Raw genomic sequence first — 20,684 nt, 5'->3', positions numbered from 1 at the left:
GCTGTTTTAAGGTACAAGCACGATTTTCAATGACTTATCTCCTTTTTTCATCAATTCAAAGCCTTCTTCAAAATCTTGCAGTGGCAATTGATGTGTTACTACGCCTTCAGTTGGATAATCACCATTTTGTATACCATTTATCACAAGCGGATAACAGTAAGGTCCTAAATGACTACCCATTAAATCTAGTTCTTTACGATCAGAAATGATGCTCCAATCAACAGTTACTGGATCCCCAAATACAGAAAATTCGACAAATCTTCCTAGTTTTCTAATTGCACTCAAACCCTGTTCAACAGATTTAGGATGTCCTGTCGCTTCAATGTAAGTATCACAACCATAGCCCTCAGTCATATCCTTAATTTCTTTTACTATGTCAACTTTTGCTGGATTCATTACAATGTCTGCACCAAACTGTTTCGCTAATTCTAAACGATCATCTTTCATATCTAGTACAACCAAAGTTTCAGCGCCAGATTTTTTAGCAGCTCCTATCATGCCAAGCCCCAGTGTTCCAGCACCAGATAATACAACGAAATCTCCTAATTTGATGTTTGCACGTTGCACTGCATGTAAACTACAAGCATATGGTTCAATTAGAATTGCTTTTTCTATAGGTAGATCTGCAGGAACTTTATAATTTATTGCTTCTTTAGTGAATTTCATGTATTCAGCCATACCGCCATTGACATTATTTTGGAAACCGTATAAATCGTGTTTTTCACACATCCAATACTCTCCACGTTTACAAAATCTACATTCCCAACAAGGTACAATCTGTTCAGAAATGACACGATCACCTATTTCAAAATCAGTCACATCTTCGCCTTTCTCAACAATACGTGCAATAAATTCGTGGCCCGGTATCATCGGTGCTTTAATATAAGAAGGTTGCGTTTCATCATCCCAAAAACTTGGTGCTCCGCCATACGCTTTAATATCTCCTGCACAAATACCACATGCTTCAACTTTCACTATAATTTCTTTTGAATTCTCAATTGTTGGCGTCTCTACTGTTTCATATTTATAATCCCCTGGCGCATATGCTACAACTGCATTCATTTTGTCTGGTTAATTTTTATTCGTCATTTTCAACAACCCCTTCTTTCATTAGAAAACGCTTTCATTTATACCTATAATTCTAATATATATTTTCATTTATTTCAAATATTTTTTCGTTTATTTTCGTTTTGTTTTTGTTTTGTTATTTTTATAAAAAATTGTGTTAAACTAAATTATGAACATAAGGAGGTTGCGAATCATATGAAAATGTATGCAGATGAACGACGAGAGCACATATATACTTATATAAAGTCACATAAAAGAGCTACTGTAAAACAACTTTCAGATTACTTAAGCGTGACAGAAGCAACAGTTCGGAGCGATTTAAGGCTTTTAGAAAGTGAAAATAAGATTACACGTACACATGGCGGAGCAAAAGTAAATGATACGATGACTTCTAAATTAAACTTTTCTTACCGCTTAACACAAAAGCATCGTGAAAAACATAAAATAAGTGAGCATGCGTTAAATAAAATCGAACCGCAACAATGCATACTCATCGACGCAAGTTCAACTACATATGAGCTTGCAAAATTAATATCTGAGACAACAATGGAACTTACGATTATTACAAATGGATTGGAAAATGCAGTACTCTTAAAAGAAAATCCTAACTTAACAGTGCTCGTAGTTGGAGGGTTTGTATCACAAGATTCAAATGCAATTACTGGAAACATTGATTCACAAATTTTAGAAATGTATCATATTGATTATTTCTTTTTATCTGCAAACGGTTTCACCTTAGAAAATGGTTTGACTGATTTTTCATTACCTGAAGTTCAACTCAAAAAGCAGATGGTTCAAGAAAGTGAAAAAGTAATTGCTCTGATAGACCACAGTAAATTTGATATTTCATCTACTTTATCATTTGCTAAAATCACTGATATTACTGAAGTTATTACTGATGAACCCCCCCAAAAAAAATGGCTACAAAACATGCCATTTAAGTTAACTGTTGTTTAATTTCAAAATTAACAATTTAAAAAGCTGTATCAATTAGAATAATTTAATACCTAATTGATACAGTTTTTTTACTTAAAATAATTATCCAATCTTTTTATATACCACCTGACCATCCAACAGTAGTGAAGATATACAACACAATTGAACCTACGATGACCCAAATTAAAAACAATGGTGCCATAAATTTAAACCATGAACTAAAATTAGCTTTCGCAATAGCAATCGCACCTACTGTCGCACCCAATGTTGGCGTAATTAAATTACCTAATCCACCGCCAAAAGATAGTGAAGTTAACAGTATTTGGTCATTCACACCAAGTGTATGCGTAACTGGTTGTAATATTGGAACCATGACACTCATTAAACCTGAACCAGATGGTACTAAAAAATTAAATACTGTTGCTACTAAAAATATTAATATTGATACGACACCGGCTGAAGAACCATCAAGTTGTGTCGTTAATCCGTTGACAATCGTACTTAAAATCTTACCTTTTTCTAGAATGACGCTGATTGTGTTTGCCATGATAATAGCAAAAGCAACCACTAGCATTGGTTTAGCTCCTGCTAGAAATCCATCCACCATTTCACTAGGCCGTTTACTTTTTATTAAGTAAGCAAGCACAAAACTAATACCAAAAACAGTAATGAATACACCATTTCCATATTTCTCAGTCCAACTTAACATGCCGTTACCTATTGCTAACACTATAGGTGTAAAAATCACTAATCCTACTACAACCAAATCTCTCCAATTAATTGTTCTATCTTTCAAATCAATTTCTGTATTTGTTGTTTGCACATTATTTTGTTGCCAAGATGTAGTATTCATCAAACTTTTATTTGGTGATTTAATAACCCTTCTCGCATACCAGATAACATATAATAAAGTGACCAATAAAAACACTGTATACATAATTGCTCTCCCACCATATCCTGAATATAATGTGACTTCCGGATAAACGATTTGACCAATTTTAGCCATACCTGAAGGAGAAACTGAAAATGCCATATACAAAGGTAGGAAGGTCATGCCAAGGGCAATAATTGGATCTAATTTTAACCTATTCGCTAAAATGACACCGAGCGTAACAAAAACAATCATCTGATCGCCACCTACAAAAAACCCTATAAACGCCATTAAAGAAAATAATCCTATAATAAGTGGTAAAGCACCTGCGTGTTCAAATCTATATATCATATAATTAGTTAACTTTGTCACTGAGTCCAATTGCAACATACCTCCAATTGCCCCACCAACAAATAGCAATAAAGTTACAGTTTGAGCTGATTGTATACCCCCATTTAATATTAAGGTAATTGCATAAAACGGATTAACTGGATTTTGTGAAATAGCATGATAAGTTCCTTGTACAATTTCACCACTTTTTGTCGTGTCAAATTCACCAGCTGGAATGACATATGTCAGTAAACATGCAAACATCATCATCATCAACATCATTAATAACACGTGTGGCAATTGAAATTTTCTTTTTTCTTTTATTTTTAATTGGTCTTGTTCAACATCTGTTTGCGAATGATGTGAAGTTGCACTATATTCAGACATTCTATTTCACTCCTTAAAAATCATTTAGATTAGATATGCTCTACTTTTGTGTTTCGATATCGATTTTCTTTAAACGGAATACCAAGATGATCACGTAATGTACTACCTTCATAAGATTTCGAATAATAACCTTTTGTTTCTAATATCGGTAACACTTCTCTTAAAAATTCATCATATATTTCACCATAGACATGTGGTCCAAAGATAAAGCCATCTGCTGCACCTTGTTCAAACCATTCAATTATTAATGCTGCTACTTCTTCATAAGTGCCTGTAAATGGTGAACGTCTTACAGTTTCTTCTAGAGCAACTTCTCTTAACGTTAAATTTTGTGATTTCGCACGTTCAGCAATTGCATCAGTAGTTGCACGAAAACTATTTTTCCCTACGTCACCTAACTCTGGAAATGGTGCATCTAATTCGTATTGAGTAAAGTCATGGTGATCATAATATCTTCCCAAGTAGTCTAAAGCCTCTTCAATTGTTGCTAATGATTTAAGTTCATTTAATCGTCGCTCTACTTCGGCTTTATCTTTTCCAATGACTGGTGCTAGCATTGGATAGACTTTAACATGGTCGGGATTACGCTCAAATGCTTGGGCTTGTTTTTTAATACTGTCATAATTACTTTTAGCAATTTCAAGTGACTCACCAAGTGTAAAAACGGCATCAGCATATTTAGCTGCATATGCCTGTCCTTTAGGAGAAGCTCCTGCTTGGAATATAACAGGTTGTCCTTGTTCTGACCGACTTGCATTCAAAGGACCTTTAACTTGGAAATATTGACCTTTGTAATCTAAAGTATGCATTTTACTTTTATCAACATATTCACCATTTTCAACATCGAACGTAAACGCGTCATCTTCGTACGAATCCCATAATCCTTGTACAACTTGGATATGTTCTTCAGCAATATCATATCGAACATCATGTTCTGGATGATCTCCTTTACTATAATTGTCAGCACTCCCAGCTAAAGGCGAAGTTACCACATTCCAGCCTGCACGACCTTTACTAATGTTATCAATGGTTGAAAGTTGTCTGGCCACTGTGAACGGTTCACTATACGAAGTTGAAATCGTACCAACTAATCCAATTTGCTGCGTTATAGGAGAAAGAGCTGCTAAAAATGTTAAAGGTTCATGTCTATCTAAAAAATGTGGTATCGATTTTTCATTGATATATAATCCATCTGCTACAAAAACGAAACTGAAGCCAGCTTTTTCTGCTTTGCGAGCAATTTCAAGTTGAAATTCAAAATTTGTACTTGCATCACTTGGAACCTCACTTGATTTCCAAGCATGCATATGACTACCAGGACCGTTCAACATAATTCCAAAATCTATTTTTTTATTTGTCATTTTACCCCTGCTTTCAAAGTCGATTTTTTATATACACGCGCTAATTGCTCTACTGTTTTTAATCGTAATGAATGATTTTGAACGGGCATATGAAACATAAATTCATCAACTTCATCATCTATATTTAATTCATGAATCTGTTGTTTTATGGACTCAGCTGTACCATTAAATACCTCTATTTGTTGTGCTTCAATTTCAAATGTCCTTGAACTTTGCTTTTTAAAATCATCAATTTGGTGTTCACTTGATACTGTTAATTTTTGACCGTCATCAAAGTGTAAAACATAGTTTGTACGCCCTTCTTCAATTAATGTGTACTCCGCTTCGCTATTCGATACAACAGCAGCCAAGGCAACAATTATTCTCCCCTCAGGGTAAAATGCTTTGTATGTACGAATGGCTTTTTGTAAAAGTTCATTATCCGAATTCAAAAAATATGCATAAATAAATCCTACTTTTTCTTCTGCTGCAAAACGCGCTGATCGTTCACTGCCACCTAAAAGAAAAACATGTGGTTTTTCAACCTCTTTATTACGAATCGTTGTTTTTAAATTTGAATATGGATTTTCTTTAGGAAAGTTTCCATTATTAAATTGATTTAATAGATGAAATTTATCATTGAAAGATGTAGGTGAACTTTTGATATCTTCTTGCAATGCTTGTGTCGCTAGAGGAAAACCACCAGGTGCTTTACCTATACCTAAATCTACTCTTCCCGGAGCGATTTGGCTCATAAAATGAAACTGCTCAATCACTTTAAATGGACTATAATGCTGTAGCATAACCCCACCAGAACCAATGTTTATTCTACTTGTTTGGTTTAATAGATGTGTAACTAATATTTCAGGACTCGTACCAACGACTTCTTGTATATTATGATGCTCTGCAACAAAATATCTTGTATAATTCAGGTTTTCTGCTAATTGAGCGAGTTCAACTGTTCTCTTTATCCCGTCGCTAACTGCTTCATTATGATCTATCGGACTTTGATCAAGTATACTAATAGATGTCATAAACAATCCCCCCATCGATTTCTGAAAATTATATTAGTTTCAATCTTATGCTCACGGTAACATTTTGTCAAGTATCCTTATCGTTTTACTAAGGATTAAGAGAGGGGTTGCTTTTGCCATCTCGAGTACTCCATTTTTTACATACCATTTATCATTTAAATTGAAAATTGTTAACCAAGTACACTTTTCTCATAAAAAAAGAGCAGAGTAACATCACCCTTTAATAAAGTGATGTTATTCCGCTCTAATTTAAAAGACTAAGCATAAAATTTATTTCTGTTATGGCTTGCCTCATTATATGATATTAAATTTTGCATACATTGTGGTAAAAATTACTTTTTAATATGACCAACCCAAAGTATGTTCCACTTCATCATCCTCATGTTCAATATTATCTATATCAATCATAGATTCTGAAATGTTTCTAGAATGGTAACCAATACGCTCTAAGATAGCTATCATATCTAGATATAGCAAACCACCTTCTAAAGAACATTCTCCAGAACTTAAGCGCTTGATATGTTTCTTCCTAAGATCATGTTCTAATGTATACGAATCGTTACTCAAACGAACGATTTCATCTTTTTTAACTCTGTCATATACGTTAAACATATCAATTGTTTTTTCAAGTGACGCATCGACATGGTCATATAGTCTTTCAATACTTTGTTCTGCTTTTGCAGATATTTGAATTGATTCTGTTTCTTTTTTCTTTAAATCCAATAAATAAGCTTCTGTTAAACTTGCTACTTTAATAAACGTTCGATTAACATCGAATAACACAGACATTCTTTCTGCATCTTGTTTGGATATCTTCTTCTCAGAGATTTTTGTTAAATATTGTCTTACATTGTCATACATACTTTCCACAGCTGCATGCTTCTGAATTATATCTTTTTCTGTTTTATCATCATAGTTCTTAGCATATCTAAACATATCGAAAGTCATATGACCTATATTTTGAATTTCATCTTGAGCTTCTTGTAATGCAAAGTTAGGAGCTCTGTTGATTAAATTTTTATCTAACATTCTTGGTTTATATTTTTCATTCAAGTCTTCGCCTGGTACTAACTTCGTCACAATCCATGCTAGGATGAAAATAAATGGCAATTGAATAATTGTGTTTGTTACATTGAACGTACCATGTGCAAATGCAATAACCATTTCAGGTTTTAAATTCATAATCCCTTGCATCCATTCAATAACTAATTGATAGAGAGGCATGATTATTAAGAAAATGATAGCGCCAATTACATTGAAGAGTACATGTACAGCTGCCACACGTTTTGCCGCCAACGAGCCTGCTAAACTGGCAAGTACTGCCGTGATTGTCGTACCAATATTATCGCCTAAAAGTACAGGAAGTGCACCGTGTAAACTAATTAAATCATTGGCAAAGAATCCTTGTAAAATACCAATTGTGGCACTTGAACTTTGGATAATTACTGTTAATAATGTACCTGCTACCACACCATATAATGGATTCGAAGACATATCTAACATAATTTGTTTAAAAGCGTCTAAATTTGCTAATGGTTTAACTGCACCACTCATAAGTTCTAAACCATAGAACAATGCACCAAAACCAAATAAAATCATACCCACATTTTTCACTTTACGTTTTTGAATAAAGAAAATTAGAAATGCACCAATTGCTAAAATTGGCAGCGAATACTCACCGATATCAATACCTATAACAAATGCAGTAACTGTAGTACCAATATTCGCTCCCATAACTACTCCAATTGCCTGACGCATTGTCATAAAGCCTGCACTAACAAGACCTATAGTAATTACTGTTGTGCCCGAACTACTTTGAATTAATATCGTTACAATCATACCAGCCAAGACACCCATTAAAGGGTTACTTGTAAAAGTATTTAAAATGCTTCTTAATCTATCACCAGCTGCGGCTTGTAAACCGTCTCCCATTTGTTTAATACCATATAGAAAAATACCTAATCCACCAATAAAGGTAAAAATAATCTCCATTACAGAAGAATCCATCGTTACACCTCTTTAAAATATTTGTAAACTATGTGAAGTATAACTAATTTTTGTTAAGCTAATGTTAATTTATCTTTAAAATTACATCGTATTTTCTCAACATTTCTGTAATCTTATTTCACCAATACATGCAAACCTTTCTAAATTCGTTAACCATGCAGATTTTACAATATGATACTTATAATATCCTTAAATTAATTCTTTTTATAAGTATTACAATTAAAATTGAAAGATACTTGTCAACCGCTCTAATCTTCGCTAATATAATTAAGAATTTAATGAAGGGAAGATTTGTATTGTGATTACTGCTTATAAACATACTCAAACACAAGAAATAATAACATCAACTTTAGACCATGATGCTTCATGGATCAATGTCGTTGACCCAAATTGGGAAGAAATAGAACATTTAATAGATTTATACCATTTACCAGAAAATTTTATTAGAGACCCTCTAGATACTGAGGAAAGTTCTCGTGTTGAATACGATGAAGAAACAGGCTATTCCCTCATAATCCTTGATTTGCCAGTTGTTAATGATACAAATCTTAATGTGCTCTCGTTTATAACAATTCCTCTAGGTATTATTATTGGTAATAAAAAAATATTTACTGTATGTAATGTGGAGAACGAATTTCTAGAAAAATTTAGCCATCAAAATTTAAATTTACATTTTCATAGCCGATTCGCGCTCAATATATTATTAACGATCGCGAATCATTATAATAGAAACCTTAGATTATTAAATAAAACGAGATTACGTATAGAACGTGATTTAAAAAATAATGTTACAAACAAACAACTATATAATTTAATGGAAGTTGAAAAGAGTTTAGTTTATTTCTTAGCAGCATTAAAAGGTAATGAAACGATAGTAAAGAAACTTTTCAGATTACCTGCAATTAAACGATTTGAAGAAGATGAAGATTTGTTGGAAGATTTAGTCATAGAAAATAATCAAGCTTTAGAGACCACAAGATTATACACGGATATATTAGAAAGTATTACAACTTCATATGCATCACTACTTTCAAATGAAATGAATAATACGATGAAAACATTGACATTATTTACTGTCTTTTTAACATTACCAACTTTAGTATTTAGCTTTTTCGGCATGAATGTTCCATTACCTATTGATGAACATAGCTATGTCTCTTGGGTTATCGTGATCGCTATTTCACTAATTATCGTTTCATGTGTTGGTGCATTTCTATGGCGAAAGCAAAAGTTTTGATATAGAGCAAACACACATTTAAAAATAACTAGATATAAAGCTTATGCTCAATATGAAAGATTCTATCATGTGTTATTGTACTGAATCTTGAAATTTGTACTTTGGTTTTCTGTAATATTCTAAAAGCTTGTTTCCTCAAAAATTTAGGAGACATGCCTTTTAAATTTATTTCACTTTTTTATTAAAATTTATATATTGAGAATAGCTTGTCACATCAGGTTAATTTTCAAAAATAAAAACGTCAATTTCTATACGATTAGAATTGACGTTTTTTAAATATTATAATCCAAACTATTTTTTGCTGATGGTAAAAATGAATATTAGCTGACTTTAATTTGATACTGGCCTTAACCTAAAGGCATAATATCTTCTTTAGTAATATCATCGTAATAATATTTTATTTTATAGATAAAATAATCTTTCAATCTATTCATGTTTTCCAATGTGCTTGAAGCTTGTTCCAAATGAATTAACCACGATCTTGCTGGACACTCAGTATCATAAAATTCTTTATGGATTCTTACTGTTTCTCTATTAACAGGCAATTGATATTTCTTTAAAATTGCAGCTGCTAGCCAAAAGCTAACCTCTTCTACCTTCATAAATGCACTATCTGTTAATATACCATTGATTTTAGACTGACATCTCTCGATACCAATATAATGCGTATTGGCAAATATATTTCCGCAGTGCCATTCAGTATATTGTGTTGGATGAAACCAGTAACATGTGTCTTGGTCGATGTAGACGCTCGCCCATCCTTTTTCTAATTCGTTTTTTTCAATGCGCTTATTTAACCATGTAATGTAATTTTTGGCAGAATAATTTTCGGCATCATCGTGTAGAACGACACCTAAAATATCTTTTTTTCGTTCAGTGATTTTCTCTTCTATTTCATAATAATTTGAGTATATATGCTCCATTATTTTCCCTCTTTAATATTTAAATATTTAAATTTTTCATCATTAGTTCGTTTAATTTATTTTTTCCAAATTTAATGGTGTACACAATTTAATTTTATCGATTGAATTAGCGCTTGAAATAAGAAAATAGTTATATTTAATATATTAATATTCACAACTATTTATTATATAATGTAATTTAGTCAATATAACAATATGTTATCAGGAGTTGCTAGATAGAATGGAACATGCCACATTATGTATCCACGATTTTTTAACTACAGACACGCAACGTTGTATCAACCAAGTCATACTGTTATTTTCATTAAATAGTAAATTGAATATCAATATTAATGGTAAACAAACTTCGGTTGAAAACAATATCGCTATCATCAATCATAGTGATTTATTTTGTATAACTCACGCAGAACAACTTGTTGAACTAAAAATACCAATACAACAAATCATCCCGCTTAATCAATTATTTTTTAATTGTTATTATGATGCAAAAGCATTGCATGCTCAAGAATACTTGAAGTATTTAATACTAAACATGATTGAAAAATTAAATACTATGAATTCAATGGAATTACCTCAATTAACTGAGCTTATTTCTACCTTAGAGCAAGAAACTAAAAAATCAACTGATTATGCTTATATACCGACAATCCATTCTGAAAATGAACTTTTAAATAAAATATCAGATTATATTCAAAAGCACATTACACAACATATCATGTCCAAAGAAATTTCTTCAATTTTTTATATTTCTAGTTCATACATATCGATTTTATTTAAAAAATATTTAGGTATTAGCTTTAAACATTATGTAGTAAGTTTAAAAATTGCGCTTTCTCTTAATGAACTTATTAATAGTAACAAAACCATTTATCTTATTTCTGAGAATATGGGTTTCAATCATTATGCTAACTATACTCATCAATTCAAATATCATCTCAAGTTAACACCGCTTGCTTATAGAAAAAAGCTTAATATATTGCACAATAATCCTATTACGTTATTAACTACTGATATTAGCGGATATTCACACTATTTCAAAGCCTACTTAGATGACAATAATCAATCACTTGATAACGAAATTATCAATTTAGACCACTTAAAGTATAATGATTTGGGAAAACAACCTACCATCTTTATTCATATTGATAATCTAATGGATATAATTCAAACAAATTTAAATCAAAAACTTAATTTTAGTGACCTTACAAACTGCTATTTACTTATAAATAATGTGAGCAATCTAGCATCATCTTCACTCAATTTAAATGGGATTGTCAATTTAATCGATGCTATTTTTTCTAACTGTATAGGCGTAGTTATTAGAATTAAATCCATGGAAGAATATAAAAAAATAGAACAAGTGATTTCCCAATTTTTAATATTCAAACCTAAATATCATGCTAATGGTAATATGTATAACTTTATGATTCTATTTGATTCAGAATACTTAAAGTTAAATGATATAAACAGATTGTACATTAAAGTCAGAAGTTTAAATATTAATATCAAATTAGCAATCAATGTAGAAGGCGTGTTAACCCAAACTCAAAGTCTTAAACACACTTTTACACTCTTACATAGATTTAATTTTGACTTTAATTTTATTGATGTAGAACGTAGCGAATTACGTACAATGTTATTAAAGCATAGCCATCAATTCGATAATGTATCAAGTTATAGTGATTATTATAATAAATTCGTCACACTTTCTAAGCTACAACCTAATAAATGTGTGTACTCAAAACTTACTAAAAATCACTTCACTCAATATAATCAAAAAGCGCCTTTAGGATTATCAGAAATTATACAACATACAATACAATTGATTAAAAATGGTTCTGCTGTTGGCTATGAACTAATGAATAAATGTATATATGACGTTACATTAATGAATTATCACGGTATATATGAACCCATTGTATATATAATGCAATTCTTAAAGCCATTTTATGGAAAAGCGATATTAATACAACCTAATTATTTAGTTGCAAAAGATAAACAATGTACACATTTACTATTATTCAATGCCAATACGCACACAACGTTAAACAAGCGAAAGTTTATATTAAAACAACAAACAATTATTTCAAAATTAATTTTATTTATACGTACGTTAAATAGAGAACATGGTTTTATAGATTATGCTTTATCTCCTATATTTAATGATATTTTCATTGAACAATCACTGTTAAAAAATATAGAACGTTCAAATATGCCGAAATCAGAATTACGACACACTACCTATCCACACACACCTATTGAGTTTGATATTGGTCGAGATGAGGTGAAATACATTCGCTTATCACCTACAAATAAATAATAGTGCAGCATAGACATGAAACTTTAAAAATAAGTACATATTAGCAAAATTTAATTTAAAAGTTTTGTCATCGCTTATACTTCAATTGCATTATGCTAAAATATCAGATATAACTGAAGTAAAGATATATAAAGGAGAATCTAATTTTGAAAAATAAAATGTTTGCAATTATTATCAGTGCAGTAATGGTGATTGTAGCTATTGTCTTAGTTATTATGATGGTTTCTGGTGGTCAAAAAGAGACATACTTTGGCTACATGAAAAATAGTACAACTGCTGATAAAGTAGTGAGTGAAAAAGACCATGAAGTAGAGGAAAATGTAAAAATACCTTCTAAATCAGGATTTAATCCTAAAAAATGTGATTTTGTAAAACTTATTAAATCTGAGGACGAAGACACTTATAGTAAAATGGAAGTCGTTGATCACGATGACATTCCGCATGGTCTAATGATGAAAATTCACGATATGGACATGAAAGGCATGTAAATAAATAAAACCGCGTCACAAATCAGCCCTATAAGCATTTCTTAGAAGTGCTTATGGGGCTGTTTTTGCCTTAAATAACATTAATTTTGTTTAACCCATCACTTGTTTTCAAAAACATCCTACTGTTGTTGTTTTATAATTAACATAATATAACCGTAATTAACAAAAAAGCACTGAATAGATTTATTTTCTATTCAGTGCAAAATGTCAGAATTTTAATTTAGTTTATATCGATTTTAGATAGGCTTGACCTTTCTCTTTGTCATAAGCATTTTCCCATTTTGCAATAACAATGGTAGATAATGCGTTACCTAATACATTTACACAAGTTCGTACCATATCTAATAGTCTATCGACACCGATAATCAATGCCAGTCCTTCAGCTGGTAATCCCATTGTTGTCAATGTTGTAATAAGTACTACAATTGATACTCCTGGTACGCCCGCCATACCTTTTGAAGCAACCATCAAAGTAACCATTAACATGATTTGTTGGCCGATGGACATATCGATGCCATACATCTGAGCAACAAATAAGGCTGCTATTGATTGATATAATGCAGATCCATCAAGGTTAAATGTATATCCAATTGGTACTACAAATGAAGTAATATCTTTTGGAGAACCAAAGTTTTCCATTTTTTTCATTATTATTGGTAACACAGATTCAGAACTTGATGTTGAAAATGCTAATACTAGTTCATTTTTTAGTATTTTAATAATAGAGAAAATACTAATACCGCATAATCTAGCTACGATACCAAGTACAACAATAATAAAGAATATCATTGCACCGATAACCACTAATAGTAATTTTAATAATGGTATTAATGCTGAAGCACCAAAAGTCATAATTGTCGTACAAATAAATGCGAATACGCCAATAGGTGCTAATTTCAATATTTTATTAATCATCCAAAACACAGCTTCTAATGAACCACTTAAAACCGCTTTTACAGGTTCTGCTTTTTTACCAATTGCTGATAATGCAACACCAAAAAACACTGCAAAGAAAATGATTGGTAGTAATTCACCTGAAGTCAATGCCTCGAAAAGATTTTGAGGCACAATGTTTACAATTGTATCGATAAAGTGATTTCCATATGTAGATGATTCGGCAGCTTTTGCCGAGGATTCATATGTTGAAATATCACCTTTGGGTAATTTATCTGGATCTAAACCTTTCCCTGGTTTAAATATATTCGCAAAAAGTATACCTAGTCCTATAGCTATTGTTGTTATAATTTCAAAATATAAAATTGTTTTAAAACCGTAACGTCCCACTGTTTTAGATTCACCTACATTGGATATAGATAATGCTAGTGAACAAAAAACAACTGGAATTACAATCATTTTTATTAAATTCAAGAAGACATCGCCAAAAGGCTTAATGTAATTTGCAATTTCATCGTGCCCATAAAGTAATAGGCCTACGATAACACCTAATACCAAAGCGATAATAACTTGCATTGGTAAACTGATTCTTCTTATAATTGCCATGATGTTTCTCCCCTTTTTCTGACATTGCTTAATTATATCAAAATAATTTTTATATAGATATAAATTTTTTCGGCAAAAAGAGTTGATATTACACTTAATTTTTATTTTTACTCATTATATATATATATAAGTAACATAATTATTTTGACAAATATACAAAATTGGCGTTAAAGACTATGATATCACGCTATGATCGCTTACTAAAAGTTAGATATAATGATATAATCACAAATAAAACCACTACTCTTTTAGTCTATTTTTTATTTAAGTAACATAAGAAATCGGTATGATTTTTATATACATTTCACTTGAAATAGTGCTCAAAATGCTTATGTTTTTTAATTTTTACTAAAGTAATCTATACGATAAATGCATTTAATAAAAAATGGCTGATGCCATAAATAAATACGGTACCAGCCAACTTTATCCTGTTTTGCTTTAATCTATAAAATAATAACATCATTAAAAATAACTTTTAATCTTTAGGTTGATATTTTTCTTTAAAAGCATTATGTTTTGCGCCTTTGACATTTTTCTTAGTTTCCGGATCAAAACCTTGCACCAATATACCTTTATATGTACTAATCGGTTGAACGACATAAGTATGATCTGAATCATCTTTAAATTTAATTTCTTTATAATACAAACCTTTTTTAGCACTATATAATGTTTTCTCTGTTTGGATTTTATCAGTTAGATGAGTTTCATCTAAATAGTTATCAACTAACTCTAAATTTTTGTGACCTTGATAAGTTCTTAAACCAAAGAAAAAAATTACAGCCAAAATTAACGAAATAATTAATAGTCCTAGTATTTTCAAAAACGTCTTCATTATTTATCTCCTTTTAAGTAAAAACAATTATTATACATACTCCATTGTTAATCCTCATACTCTTAAATTCCTAGACTACTTATTAAAATTCATAATATTAATATTATGAACGATAACAAATAAATTATAAAGTATTATTACCTTTTGTAACAAAATGTTCTTAATTTTTCGCTTATGCATAACTGTATATATTATAAAATATACATATATTCTTTATTACTTTTTGAATAATCCGTTCAGGACAATTTCACCTAACTTTAATATGAATGAAATCAATAAAATAACTCAAATAACACTTTCACATCAGTATAAAAATATTATGAATAAAGACACAACTGTTCCTTGACAATGTACGTAGTTCATAATAAGGTTAAATTTCAAAAGGGGTGATTAAATGGAGGACAAATTAAGTTACTTAGAAGAACAACTGTGTTTTCTATTTTATGTTTCATCAAAAGAAATAATAAAAAGATATACTTCATATTTAAAAGAGTATGATTTAACATATACTGGTTATATTGTTATGCTCGCAATTAAAAAAAATGAAAAAATCAACATCAAAACACTTGGACAACGCGTTTATCTTGATTCAGGTACGCTAACACCATTACTAAAAAAATTAGAAAAAAAAGGGTTTGTTAGTAGAACACGTGAGATTGATGATGAACGTAATTTACAAATTGCACTTACCGAACATGGTGCAAAAGTTCAAGATTCATTATCCGGTGTCTCTAGAAAAGTTTTTGGTGAATTTGATATGGATATCGATGAAGCCGTTCACTTAAAAGAGACACTACAAAATTTTGTGAATAAACATTTCACTAAAGAAATTTAATATATTAAGAGGCAAAGAAACGTTTAAAGTGTGTAGTTTATTTATGCTATTTTAAACTTAAACTTGCCTCTTTTTTATTTTTTCTAATTATACTTACGTTAACAATCATTGATACGCCATTTTTGATATGATCGTATATTTAGAATAATCAACGCTCATAGTTTGACTTTGACTTTCTTTGACTAATGTATTATAATATAAATATAAGGTTAAAGGAGAGGTGAAAAATGATGCAAAACACTCAAAATCTTTCTACAGATATTCTAGAAAATTTATTAACCGAGCATCATGATTTTAACGTAGATGTATATGAATCAAGTGATGCATATCAAGTCATGGCTGAACTGCCAGGTTACAGTAAAGAAGATATAGATATTCAATTTGATGAAAAGACTTTAACAATCAGTGTTACAAATACTTCTACAACAACTCAAAACCAAGATAATTACTTGATTAAAGAGCGCAATTTTAATAATCAAAGTAGACAATTTATATTTAAAAATGTAGATGAACCTAATATTAAAGCAATGCTAAAGGATGGTATATTAAATGTTACGTTACCTATTAACCATACAAAAAAACAAATTAATATTGATTAAATCGTAACAAAATAAATTTATTATATAAGGAGAGATGCTTTATGGCATTCAATATGAAACCATTCGATAATTCATTTTTCGATGCAAATCCTAGTGATTTATTCAGAGACTTTGGACGTCAATTTTTCGATCAATTTCCAGGAAGTAATAGCATTAAAACAGATGTCAAAGAACTTGAAGATGCTTACGTAGTAGAAGCAGAATTACCAGGTATGAAAAAAGAAAATATTAATCTTCAATTTGAAAATAATGTTTTAACAATAGAAGGTAAACAATCATTTGAAAATAATAAAGAAGATGAAAATGGACGCATGATTCATCAAGAACGCAGCTTTAGTGATGTAAAACGTCAATATCAATTTGATAATGTTGATGAAAATGGCATTAAAGCTGCTTACGAAAATGGCATGCTAAATGTGACGCTACCTAAAAAAGAGAAAAAAGAGTCTTCTTATAATATTCAAATTGATTAAACATTAAAAGCAACACTTCCTAAAAGTGAAGTGTTGCTTTTTTTATGAAATTTATAGTTTTAGTTTACATTTTTAACCATTCTCGACATTGTTGTTAATGCTATAATTCCAAATATCGCTAGTAATAAAAACGCTAAATGACTGGAACCTGTAACTATTGTGACATAAGAAATAACAATCGGTGGGAAGAATCCCCCAAACCGCCCATCATAGAAACAATACCATTTGCAGTACCTGCCTCTTTACTAAAATATAAAAATAGGGAATTCCCTTAACTAAAACCTAAAGGAATCCCCTACTACATATCATCACTTAAAATGGCGGTTGTCCTAATACTTCTTCATCAAAACGATCTGGAATTAATACTTTTCTCATAATAACGCCTAAATCACCATCGTCATTTTCATGTTCCGCATAAACTTCATAACCTCTTCTTTTGTATATATCTAATAGCCATGGATGTTTGCGTGCAGATGTACCCAATGTCACTGCTGGTACCTTAAGCGTATCTCTAAGAAAGGTTTCTTCAACGTATTTTAATAACTTGCCGCCCAATCCTTGACCATCATACGAAGGTTTTGTAGCAAACCACCATACAAACGGATAAATAGAAATACGTCGTTTTGTCTCCCAAGGATAACGTACAGTTATCGTTGAAATAATTTCCGTGTTATTTTCCAAGACAAAAGTCGTACCCGTTTGTAAATTTTTTTCGACCATTTCAACACTAGCGTTGACAGATGGCCAATCAATACCTAATTCTCTTAATGGTGTAAATGCTTCATGCATTAATTTTTGCAATGCTTCAGCATCATCTATTTCAGCAATTCTAATATTATAGTCAGACATTTTGTCACTCCTTAGCGTTTCTCTTAAAGCTTCATTTTATTAAATCTCAAACATTAATTTACAGTAATACAATATGGTTTCTTGATAAATGAGTCAATTTTTTTGTTTTATAGATAAAAAATAAAAGACAATACGATTTCATTAACGAAACCGAATTGTCTTTCTACTTTATCTTAAAATCAACTGCGCAAACTATCGCGTTTACCGTTTAAATAAGCATAAACCAGCCCAACAAATATACCTCCACCAATATAATTACCTATAAAAGCAAAGACTATATTTTTTAAAACGTGTAGCCATGCGACAGCGTCAAAATTATAAAAAACCATACCAGCATATAAACCTGCATTAAATACTACGTGTTCATAACCCATAAATACAAAGACAATAACACCACAGGCTATGAAGAAAGCTTTAGATAAACCATCTTTAAATTGAATTGATACGTAAATTCCAATATTTATGAAGAAATTACAGAAAATGGCTTTTACTAAAATGGCATACCATGTCGTATCTATGGTCTTTCCATCTACAAGCGTTGTTAAACTTGTCACCATTTCCGTTGTCATTATAGGCGTAAACTTCATTAACCCAAATAATACAAAACCTCCAATAATATTAAAAAAGAAGCATACTAACATGATGAGTAAAGCCTTGTTCATACCGATAAGTTTATAATACCATCCAACTGTTAAATACATAAAATTACTCGTTAATAATTCTGAATGTGTTAGTACGATTAATACTAAGGCTAAACTGAATGAAATAGCGCCTATTAAGTTAATGAGTCCTTCATTTGCACCATCAAATTGTGTTTTTATTGCAAGCATGAAAACTGTTACAATGGCTAACAAAAATCCAGACATAATCGATTTTAATGCATAACGTCCAGGTGTTTGGTCAAACATTACATCCTTCATTTGAACTTGATTATTAATGTTCTTAATTGTTTCGCCTGACATATATGTATCTTTGATGGCTTTATTATTATCTATCAACATCGACACCCTTCCCCTTTAAAATATTTAGATTTCAAACTTACAGATTCATTGTATTATTTTTTATTCAAGTTTAATAGACGTACTTCTATTTTACATAAAAAAACACCTCCGTATAAATTCTTATTAATGTGAATTCAACGAAAGTGTCTTTATTTCACTCCAAATATTAGAGACAGTTCATAACGAATTAGCGCTCATATTGGAGCGTGGATAGCTCTAACTTAATCGCGCTGCTTGCTGTTATTTTTTAAATTTTGTTAATATATGTAGGCCATAAGCAAAAATACCATAGCCTGTTAAAGTACGTAATAACCATTTGAATGTACTGCTACTTAAACATTTTTCATTTAACATCATAGCTGGTCCAAGCGTACTTATCGTATATAACCCTAATACTTTTAAATAACGTTTATTCAATACACTCACCTCTTTTCACTTTTATTATAACTAAAAGCTAAAGTGTACAAGTGTTTCAATTCTTACATATCTATGACTATTTATTTTTTAAAAGTGTTTCTAAATTATCAAATGTGCTATTCATACCCGCTTCTACACCCATATCAAGTAATTGTTGTGCTGATTTAGGATCTGGTAGTTCTGCAGTGGATATAATACGTGTTGAATTCTCACCTTTCTGTTCTAATTGAATGACATTACGCATACTAGCCATATTTTTATCAATATTACCTTCTTTATCAGTAAAGTAATCGTTATAATCAATTAAATAAGGTGCTTTGACTTCATTATACTTTGTTAATGTATAACTTGTACCTTGATCAGTATATATTGCAAAAAACGCTTGACCTCCAGTCACAATATTAAATTCGAACACTTTTGTTGTTGCACCTTGAGGGTGGAACCATTGTTCAAATAAAGACTGCTCAGTATATGCGTCAAATATTTCTTCTACAGTTGCTTCAAAATCTCTTTTAAATATAATTTTATTTTCATTTACTTCTATACTCACTTAAAACGCTCCTTTTTATTCATCATTCATAATTACATAAGATGTCACTGTTTTAATTTTGGCATTTTTACGATTGCTTTCAAACTCAATAAAATCCGCAAAGTAGACTGCTGTGCCATCACTATTTAACTGAGTACCATGCATTGCACCAAACTTTCCGTGTGTTAAATTATGCGTCACTTCTATTCTTTTAATATCTACTTTATGCGCTTCAATTTCATTGTGAAATTCATCTAAACTGTTCAATTCAAAAGCACCAGGCACTTGCCACTTGAAATTTGACACAACTGTTTGTGATAACTTATTCTTATCAGCTAATGCAGATCCAATTAGAAAATCTAACATGATTCGCCGTTTGGGTGCATTATCACACCCTAAATCTCCAACCATTTCAAATGGAAATTCTGAAGCCGCTTCATTTTTAAATGATAGTCCTGCTTCTGTTAACGCATTTTCTAATATGCTGATTGCTTTAGGTCCTACGCCATGAGTATCTAATATAGTAGTTCGTTCATATTTTGCTAATTCTTCTAAAGTATTTATACCGATCGAAGCTAACGCATTCGTTGCTGGACGACCAATTTTAGGTAACATTGTTGCCACTGAAATCTCCCTTTTTAATACTTTATACCCGCATAAAAGGATTTTAAATTTTATATAACAAAAAAAGATCCAAGACAAACATCA

At 30.8% G+C, this 20,684-nt stretch carries 20 protein-coding genes and 1 pseudogene; 7 read left to right on the top strand and 14 right to left on the bottom strand.

Annotation, left to right across the window (positions count from 1 at the left end):
- Nucleotides 1-6 precede the first annotated feature (6 nt).
- Nucleotides 7-1,062, bottom strand: a complete 1,056-nt coding sequence (locus tag CD032_RS06005; RefSeq protein WP_103211264.1) for an MDR/zinc-dependent alcohol dehydrogenase-like family protein — start codon at nucleotides 1,060-1,062, stop codon at nucleotides 7-9.
- A 201-nt stretch (nucleotides 1,063-1,263) separates the two neighbouring features.
- On the opposite strand from CD032_RS06005, the gene CD032_RS06000 reads away from it, so the two are divergent.
- Nucleotides 1,264-2,025, top strand: coding sequence for a DeoR/GlpR family DNA-binding transcription regulator (locus tag CD032_RS06000; protein WP_019468844.1), 762 nt, complete (start codon nucleotides 1,264-1,266; stop codon nucleotides 2,023-2,025).
- Between the two features lie 94 nt (nucleotides 2,026-2,119).
- Here CD032_RS06000 and CD032_RS05995 read toward each other — a convergent pair whose 3' ends face one another.
- The 4 genes from CD032_RS05995 to CD032_RS05980 all read right to left on the bottom strand — a co-directional run bounded on the left by CD032_RS05995 (nucleotide 2,120) and on the right by CD032_RS05980 (nucleotide 7,973).
- On the bottom strand, nucleotides 2,120-3,592 hold the full coding sequence (locus tag CD032_RS05995) for a Na+/H+ antiporter NhaC family protein (RefSeq protein WP_040030123.1): 1,473 nt from the start codon (nucleotides 3,590-3,592) through the stop codon (nucleotides 2,120-2,122).
- 29 nt (nucleotides 3,593-3,621) lie between these two features.
- The gene (locus CD032_RS05990) at nucleotides 3,622-4,953 is read right to left on the bottom strand and encodes an LLM class flavin-dependent oxidoreductase (RefSeq protein ID WP_019468842.1); all 1,332 of its coding nucleotides are present in this window, start codon (nucleotides 4,951-4,953) and stop codon (nucleotides 3,622-3,624) included.
- On the bottom strand, nucleotides 4,950-5,966 hold the full coding sequence (locus tag CD032_RS05985) for an MsnO8 family LLM class oxidoreductase (RefSeq protein WP_019468841.1): 1,017 nt from the start codon (nucleotides 5,964-5,966) through the stop codon (nucleotides 4,950-4,952). Before CD032_RS05985 ends, CD032_RS05990 begins: the two co-directional genes overlap by 4 nt.
- Nucleotides 5,967-6,305: 339 nt before the next feature.
- A complete protein-coding gene (locus tag CD032_RS05980; protein WP_019468840.1) occupies nucleotides 6,306-7,973 on the bottom strand; it encodes a Na/Pi cotransporter family protein in 1,668 nt (555 codons plus the stop codon).
- A 298-nt stretch (nucleotides 7,974-8,271) separates the two neighbouring features.
- Between CD032_RS05980 and CD032_RS05975 the strand changes: the two genes are divergently transcribed.
- A complete protein-coding gene (locus tag CD032_RS05975; RefSeq protein WP_019468839.1) occupies nucleotides 8,272-9,210 on the top strand; it encodes a magnesium transporter CorA family protein in 939 nt (312 codons plus the stop codon).
- A gap of 347 nt (nucleotides 9,211-9,557) precedes the next feature.
- On the opposite strand, the gene CD032_RS05970 is transcribed toward CD032_RS05975, so the two are convergent.
- Nucleotides 9,558-10,133: a peptidoglycan recognition protein family protein gene (locus CD032_RS05970; RefSeq protein ID WP_019468838.1), complete on the bottom strand. Its 576-nt coding sequence runs from the start codon at nucleotides 10,131-10,133 to the stop codon at nucleotides 9,558-9,560.
- A gap of 220 nt (nucleotides 10,134-10,353) precedes the next feature.
- Between CD032_RS05970 and rsp the strand changes: the two genes are divergently transcribed.
- Both rsp and CD032_RS05960 read left to right on the top strand, forming a co-directional pair.
- Nucleotides 10,354-12,453 (top strand): AraC family transcriptional regulator Rsp, encoded by a 2,100-nt coding sequence (gene rsp, locus CD032_RS05965; RefSeq protein WP_103211263.1) that lies wholly within the window; start codon nucleotides 10,354-10,356, stop codon nucleotides 12,451-12,453.
- A gap of 146 nt (nucleotides 12,454-12,599) precedes the next feature.
- On the top strand, nucleotides 12,600-12,941 hold the full coding sequence (locus CD032_RS05960) for a DUF4889 domain-containing protein (protein ID WP_103211262.1): 342 nt from the start codon (nucleotides 12,600-12,602) through the stop codon (nucleotides 12,939-12,941).
- Between the two features lie 225 nt (nucleotides 12,942-13,166).
- Here CD032_RS05960 and CD032_RS05955 read toward each other — a convergent pair whose 3' ends face one another.
- Nucleotides 13,167-14,441, bottom strand: coding sequence for a cation:dicarboxylate symporter family transporter (locus CD032_RS05955; RefSeq protein WP_019468836.1), 1,275 nt, complete (start codon nucleotides 14,439-14,441; stop codon nucleotides 13,167-13,169).
- A 475-nt stretch (nucleotides 14,442-14,916) separates the two neighbouring features.
- Complete coding sequence (locus CD032_RS05950) at nucleotides 14,917-15,273, bottom strand: DUF3139 domain-containing protein (protein ID WP_019468835.1); 357 nt, start codon at nucleotides 15,271-15,273, stop codon at nucleotides 14,917-14,919.
- A 394-nt stretch (nucleotides 15,274-15,667) separates the two neighbouring features.
- Here CD032_RS05950 and CD032_RS05945 point away from each other — a divergent pair, with 394 nt between their 5' ends.
- The 3 genes from CD032_RS05945 to CD032_RS05935 all read left to right on the top strand — a co-directional run bounded on the left by CD032_RS05945 (nucleotide 15,668) and on the right by CD032_RS05935 (nucleotide 17,180).
- The gene (locus tag CD032_RS05945) at nucleotides 15,668-16,108 is read left to right on the top strand and encodes a MarR family winged helix-turn-helix transcriptional regulator (protein WP_019468834.1); all 441 of its coding nucleotides are present in this window, start codon (nucleotides 15,668-15,670) and stop codon (nucleotides 16,106-16,108) included.
- A gap of 227 nt (nucleotides 16,109-16,335) precedes the next feature.
- Nucleotides 16,336-16,707, top strand: coding sequence for an Hsp20/alpha crystallin family protein (locus tag CD032_RS05940; protein ID WP_019468833.1), 372 nt, complete (start codon nucleotides 16,336-16,338; stop codon nucleotides 16,705-16,707).
- A 41-nt stretch (nucleotides 16,708-16,748) separates the two neighbouring features.
- Nucleotides 16,749-17,180 (top strand): Hsp20/alpha crystallin family protein, encoded by a 432-nt coding sequence (locus tag CD032_RS05935; RefSeq protein ID WP_019468832.1) that lies wholly within the window; start codon nucleotides 16,749-16,751, stop codon nucleotides 17,178-17,180.
- A 59-nt stretch (nucleotides 17,181-17,239) separates the two neighbouring features.
- Here CD032_RS05935 and CD032_RS05930 read toward each other — a convergent pair.
- The 6 genes and pseudogenes from CD032_RS05930 to CD032_RS05910 all read right to left on the bottom strand — a co-directional run.
- Nucleotides 17,240-17,433, bottom strand: a pseudogene (locus CD032_RS05930) (MFS transporter); the annotation flags it as partial.
- A 59-nt stretch (nucleotides 17,434-17,492) separates the two neighbouring features.
- Entirely contained in the window at nucleotides 17,493-18,029 is a 537-nt protein-coding gene (locus CD032_RS05925) for a GNAT family N-acetyltransferase (protein ID WP_019468831.1), read from the bottom strand.
- Between the two features lie 179 nt (nucleotides 18,030-18,208).
- Nucleotides 18,209-19,027, bottom strand: a complete 819-nt coding sequence (locus CD032_RS05920; protein WP_026034775.1) for a formate/nitrite transporter family protein — start codon at nucleotides 19,025-19,027, stop codon at nucleotides 18,209-18,211.
- 243 nt (nucleotides 19,028-19,270) lie between these two features.
- Nucleotides 19,271-19,447 (bottom strand): hypothetical protein, encoded by a 177-nt coding sequence (locus CD032_RS13085; RefSeq protein ID WP_019468829.1) that lies wholly within the window; start codon nucleotides 19,445-19,447, stop codon nucleotides 19,271-19,273.
- Nucleotides 19,448-19,523: 76 nt separating this feature from the next.
- Nucleotides 19,524-19,997, bottom strand: coding sequence for an SRPBCC family protein (locus CD032_RS05915; protein ID WP_019468828.1), 474 nt, complete (start codon nucleotides 19,995-19,997; stop codon nucleotides 19,524-19,526).
- Between the two features lie 15 nt (nucleotides 19,998-20,012).
- The gene (locus CD032_RS05910) at nucleotides 20,013-20,591 is read right to left on the bottom strand and encodes a helix-hairpin-helix domain-containing protein (protein WP_037539911.1); all 579 of its coding nucleotides are present in this window, start codon (nucleotides 20,589-20,591) and stop codon (nucleotides 20,013-20,015) included.
- Between the last annotated feature and the right edge of the window lie 93 nt (nucleotides 20,592-20,684).

The sequence above is a fragment of the Staphylococcus cohnii subsp. cohnii genome, from assembly GCF_002902365.1.
GTDB lineage: Bacteria > Bacillota > Bacilli > Staphylococcales > Staphylococcaceae > Staphylococcus > Staphylococcus cohnii.
This window is presented reverse-complemented; position numbering and strand designations above follow the sequence as displayed.

Excerpts from the sequence above, each read along its gene's own strand:
- CD032_RS06005 (WP_103211264.1), bottom strand. The coding sequence starts at position 1,062 with ATGAATGCAGTTGTAGCATATGCGCCAGGGGATTATAAATATGAAACA.
- CD032_RS06000 (WP_019468844.1), top strand. The coding sequence starts at position 1,264 with ATGAAAATGTATGCAGATGAACGACGAGAGCACATATATACTTATATA.
- CD032_RS05995 (WP_040030123.1), bottom strand. The coding sequence starts at position 3,592 with ATGTCTGAATATAGTGCAACTTCACATCATTCGCAAACAGATGTTGAA.
- CD032_RS05990 (WP_019468842.1), bottom strand. The coding sequence starts at position 4,953 with ATGACAAATAAAAAAATAGATTTTGGAATTATGTTGAACGGTCCTGGT.
- CD032_RS05985 (WP_019468841.1), bottom strand. The coding sequence starts at position 5,966 with ATGACATCTATTAGTATACTTGATCAAAGTCCGATAGATCATAATGAA.
- CD032_RS05980 (WP_019468840.1), bottom strand. The coding sequence starts at position 7,973 with ATGGATTCTTCTGTAATGGAGATTATTTTTACCTTTATTGGTGGATTA.
- CD032_RS05970 (WP_019468838.1), bottom strand. The coding sequence starts at position 10,133 with ATGGAGCATATATACTCAAATTATTATGAAATAGAAGAGAAAATCACT.
- rsp (WP_103211263.1), top strand. The coding sequence starts at position 10,354 with ATGGAACATGCCACATTATGTATCCACGATTTTTTAACTACAGACACG.
- CD032_RS05955 (WP_019468836.1), bottom strand. The coding sequence starts at position 14,441 with ATGGCAATTATAAGAAGAATCAGTTTACCAATGCAAGTTATTATCGCT.
- CD032_RS05950 (WP_019468835.1), bottom strand. The coding sequence starts at position 15,273 with ATGAAGACGTTTTTGAAAATACTAGGACTATTAATTATTTCGTTAATT.
- CD032_RS05945 (WP_019468834.1), top strand. The coding sequence starts at position 15,668 with ATGGAGGACAAATTAAGTTACTTAGAAGAACAACTGTGTTTTCTATTT.
- CD032_RS05940 (WP_019468833.1), top strand. The coding sequence starts at position 16,336 with ATGATGCAAAACACTCAAAATCTTTCTACAGATATTCTAGAAAATTTA.
- CD032_RS05935 (WP_019468832.1), top strand. The coding sequence starts at position 16,749 with ATGGCATTCAATATGAAACCATTCGATAATTCATTTTTCGATGCAAAT.
- CD032_RS05925 (WP_019468831.1), bottom strand. The coding sequence starts at position 18,029 with ATGTCTGACTATAATATTAGAATTGCTGAAATAGATGATGCTGAAGCA.
- CD032_RS05910 (WP_037539911.1), bottom strand. The coding sequence starts at position 20,591 with ATGTTACCTAAAATTGGTCGTCCAGCAACGAATGCGTTAGCTTCGATC.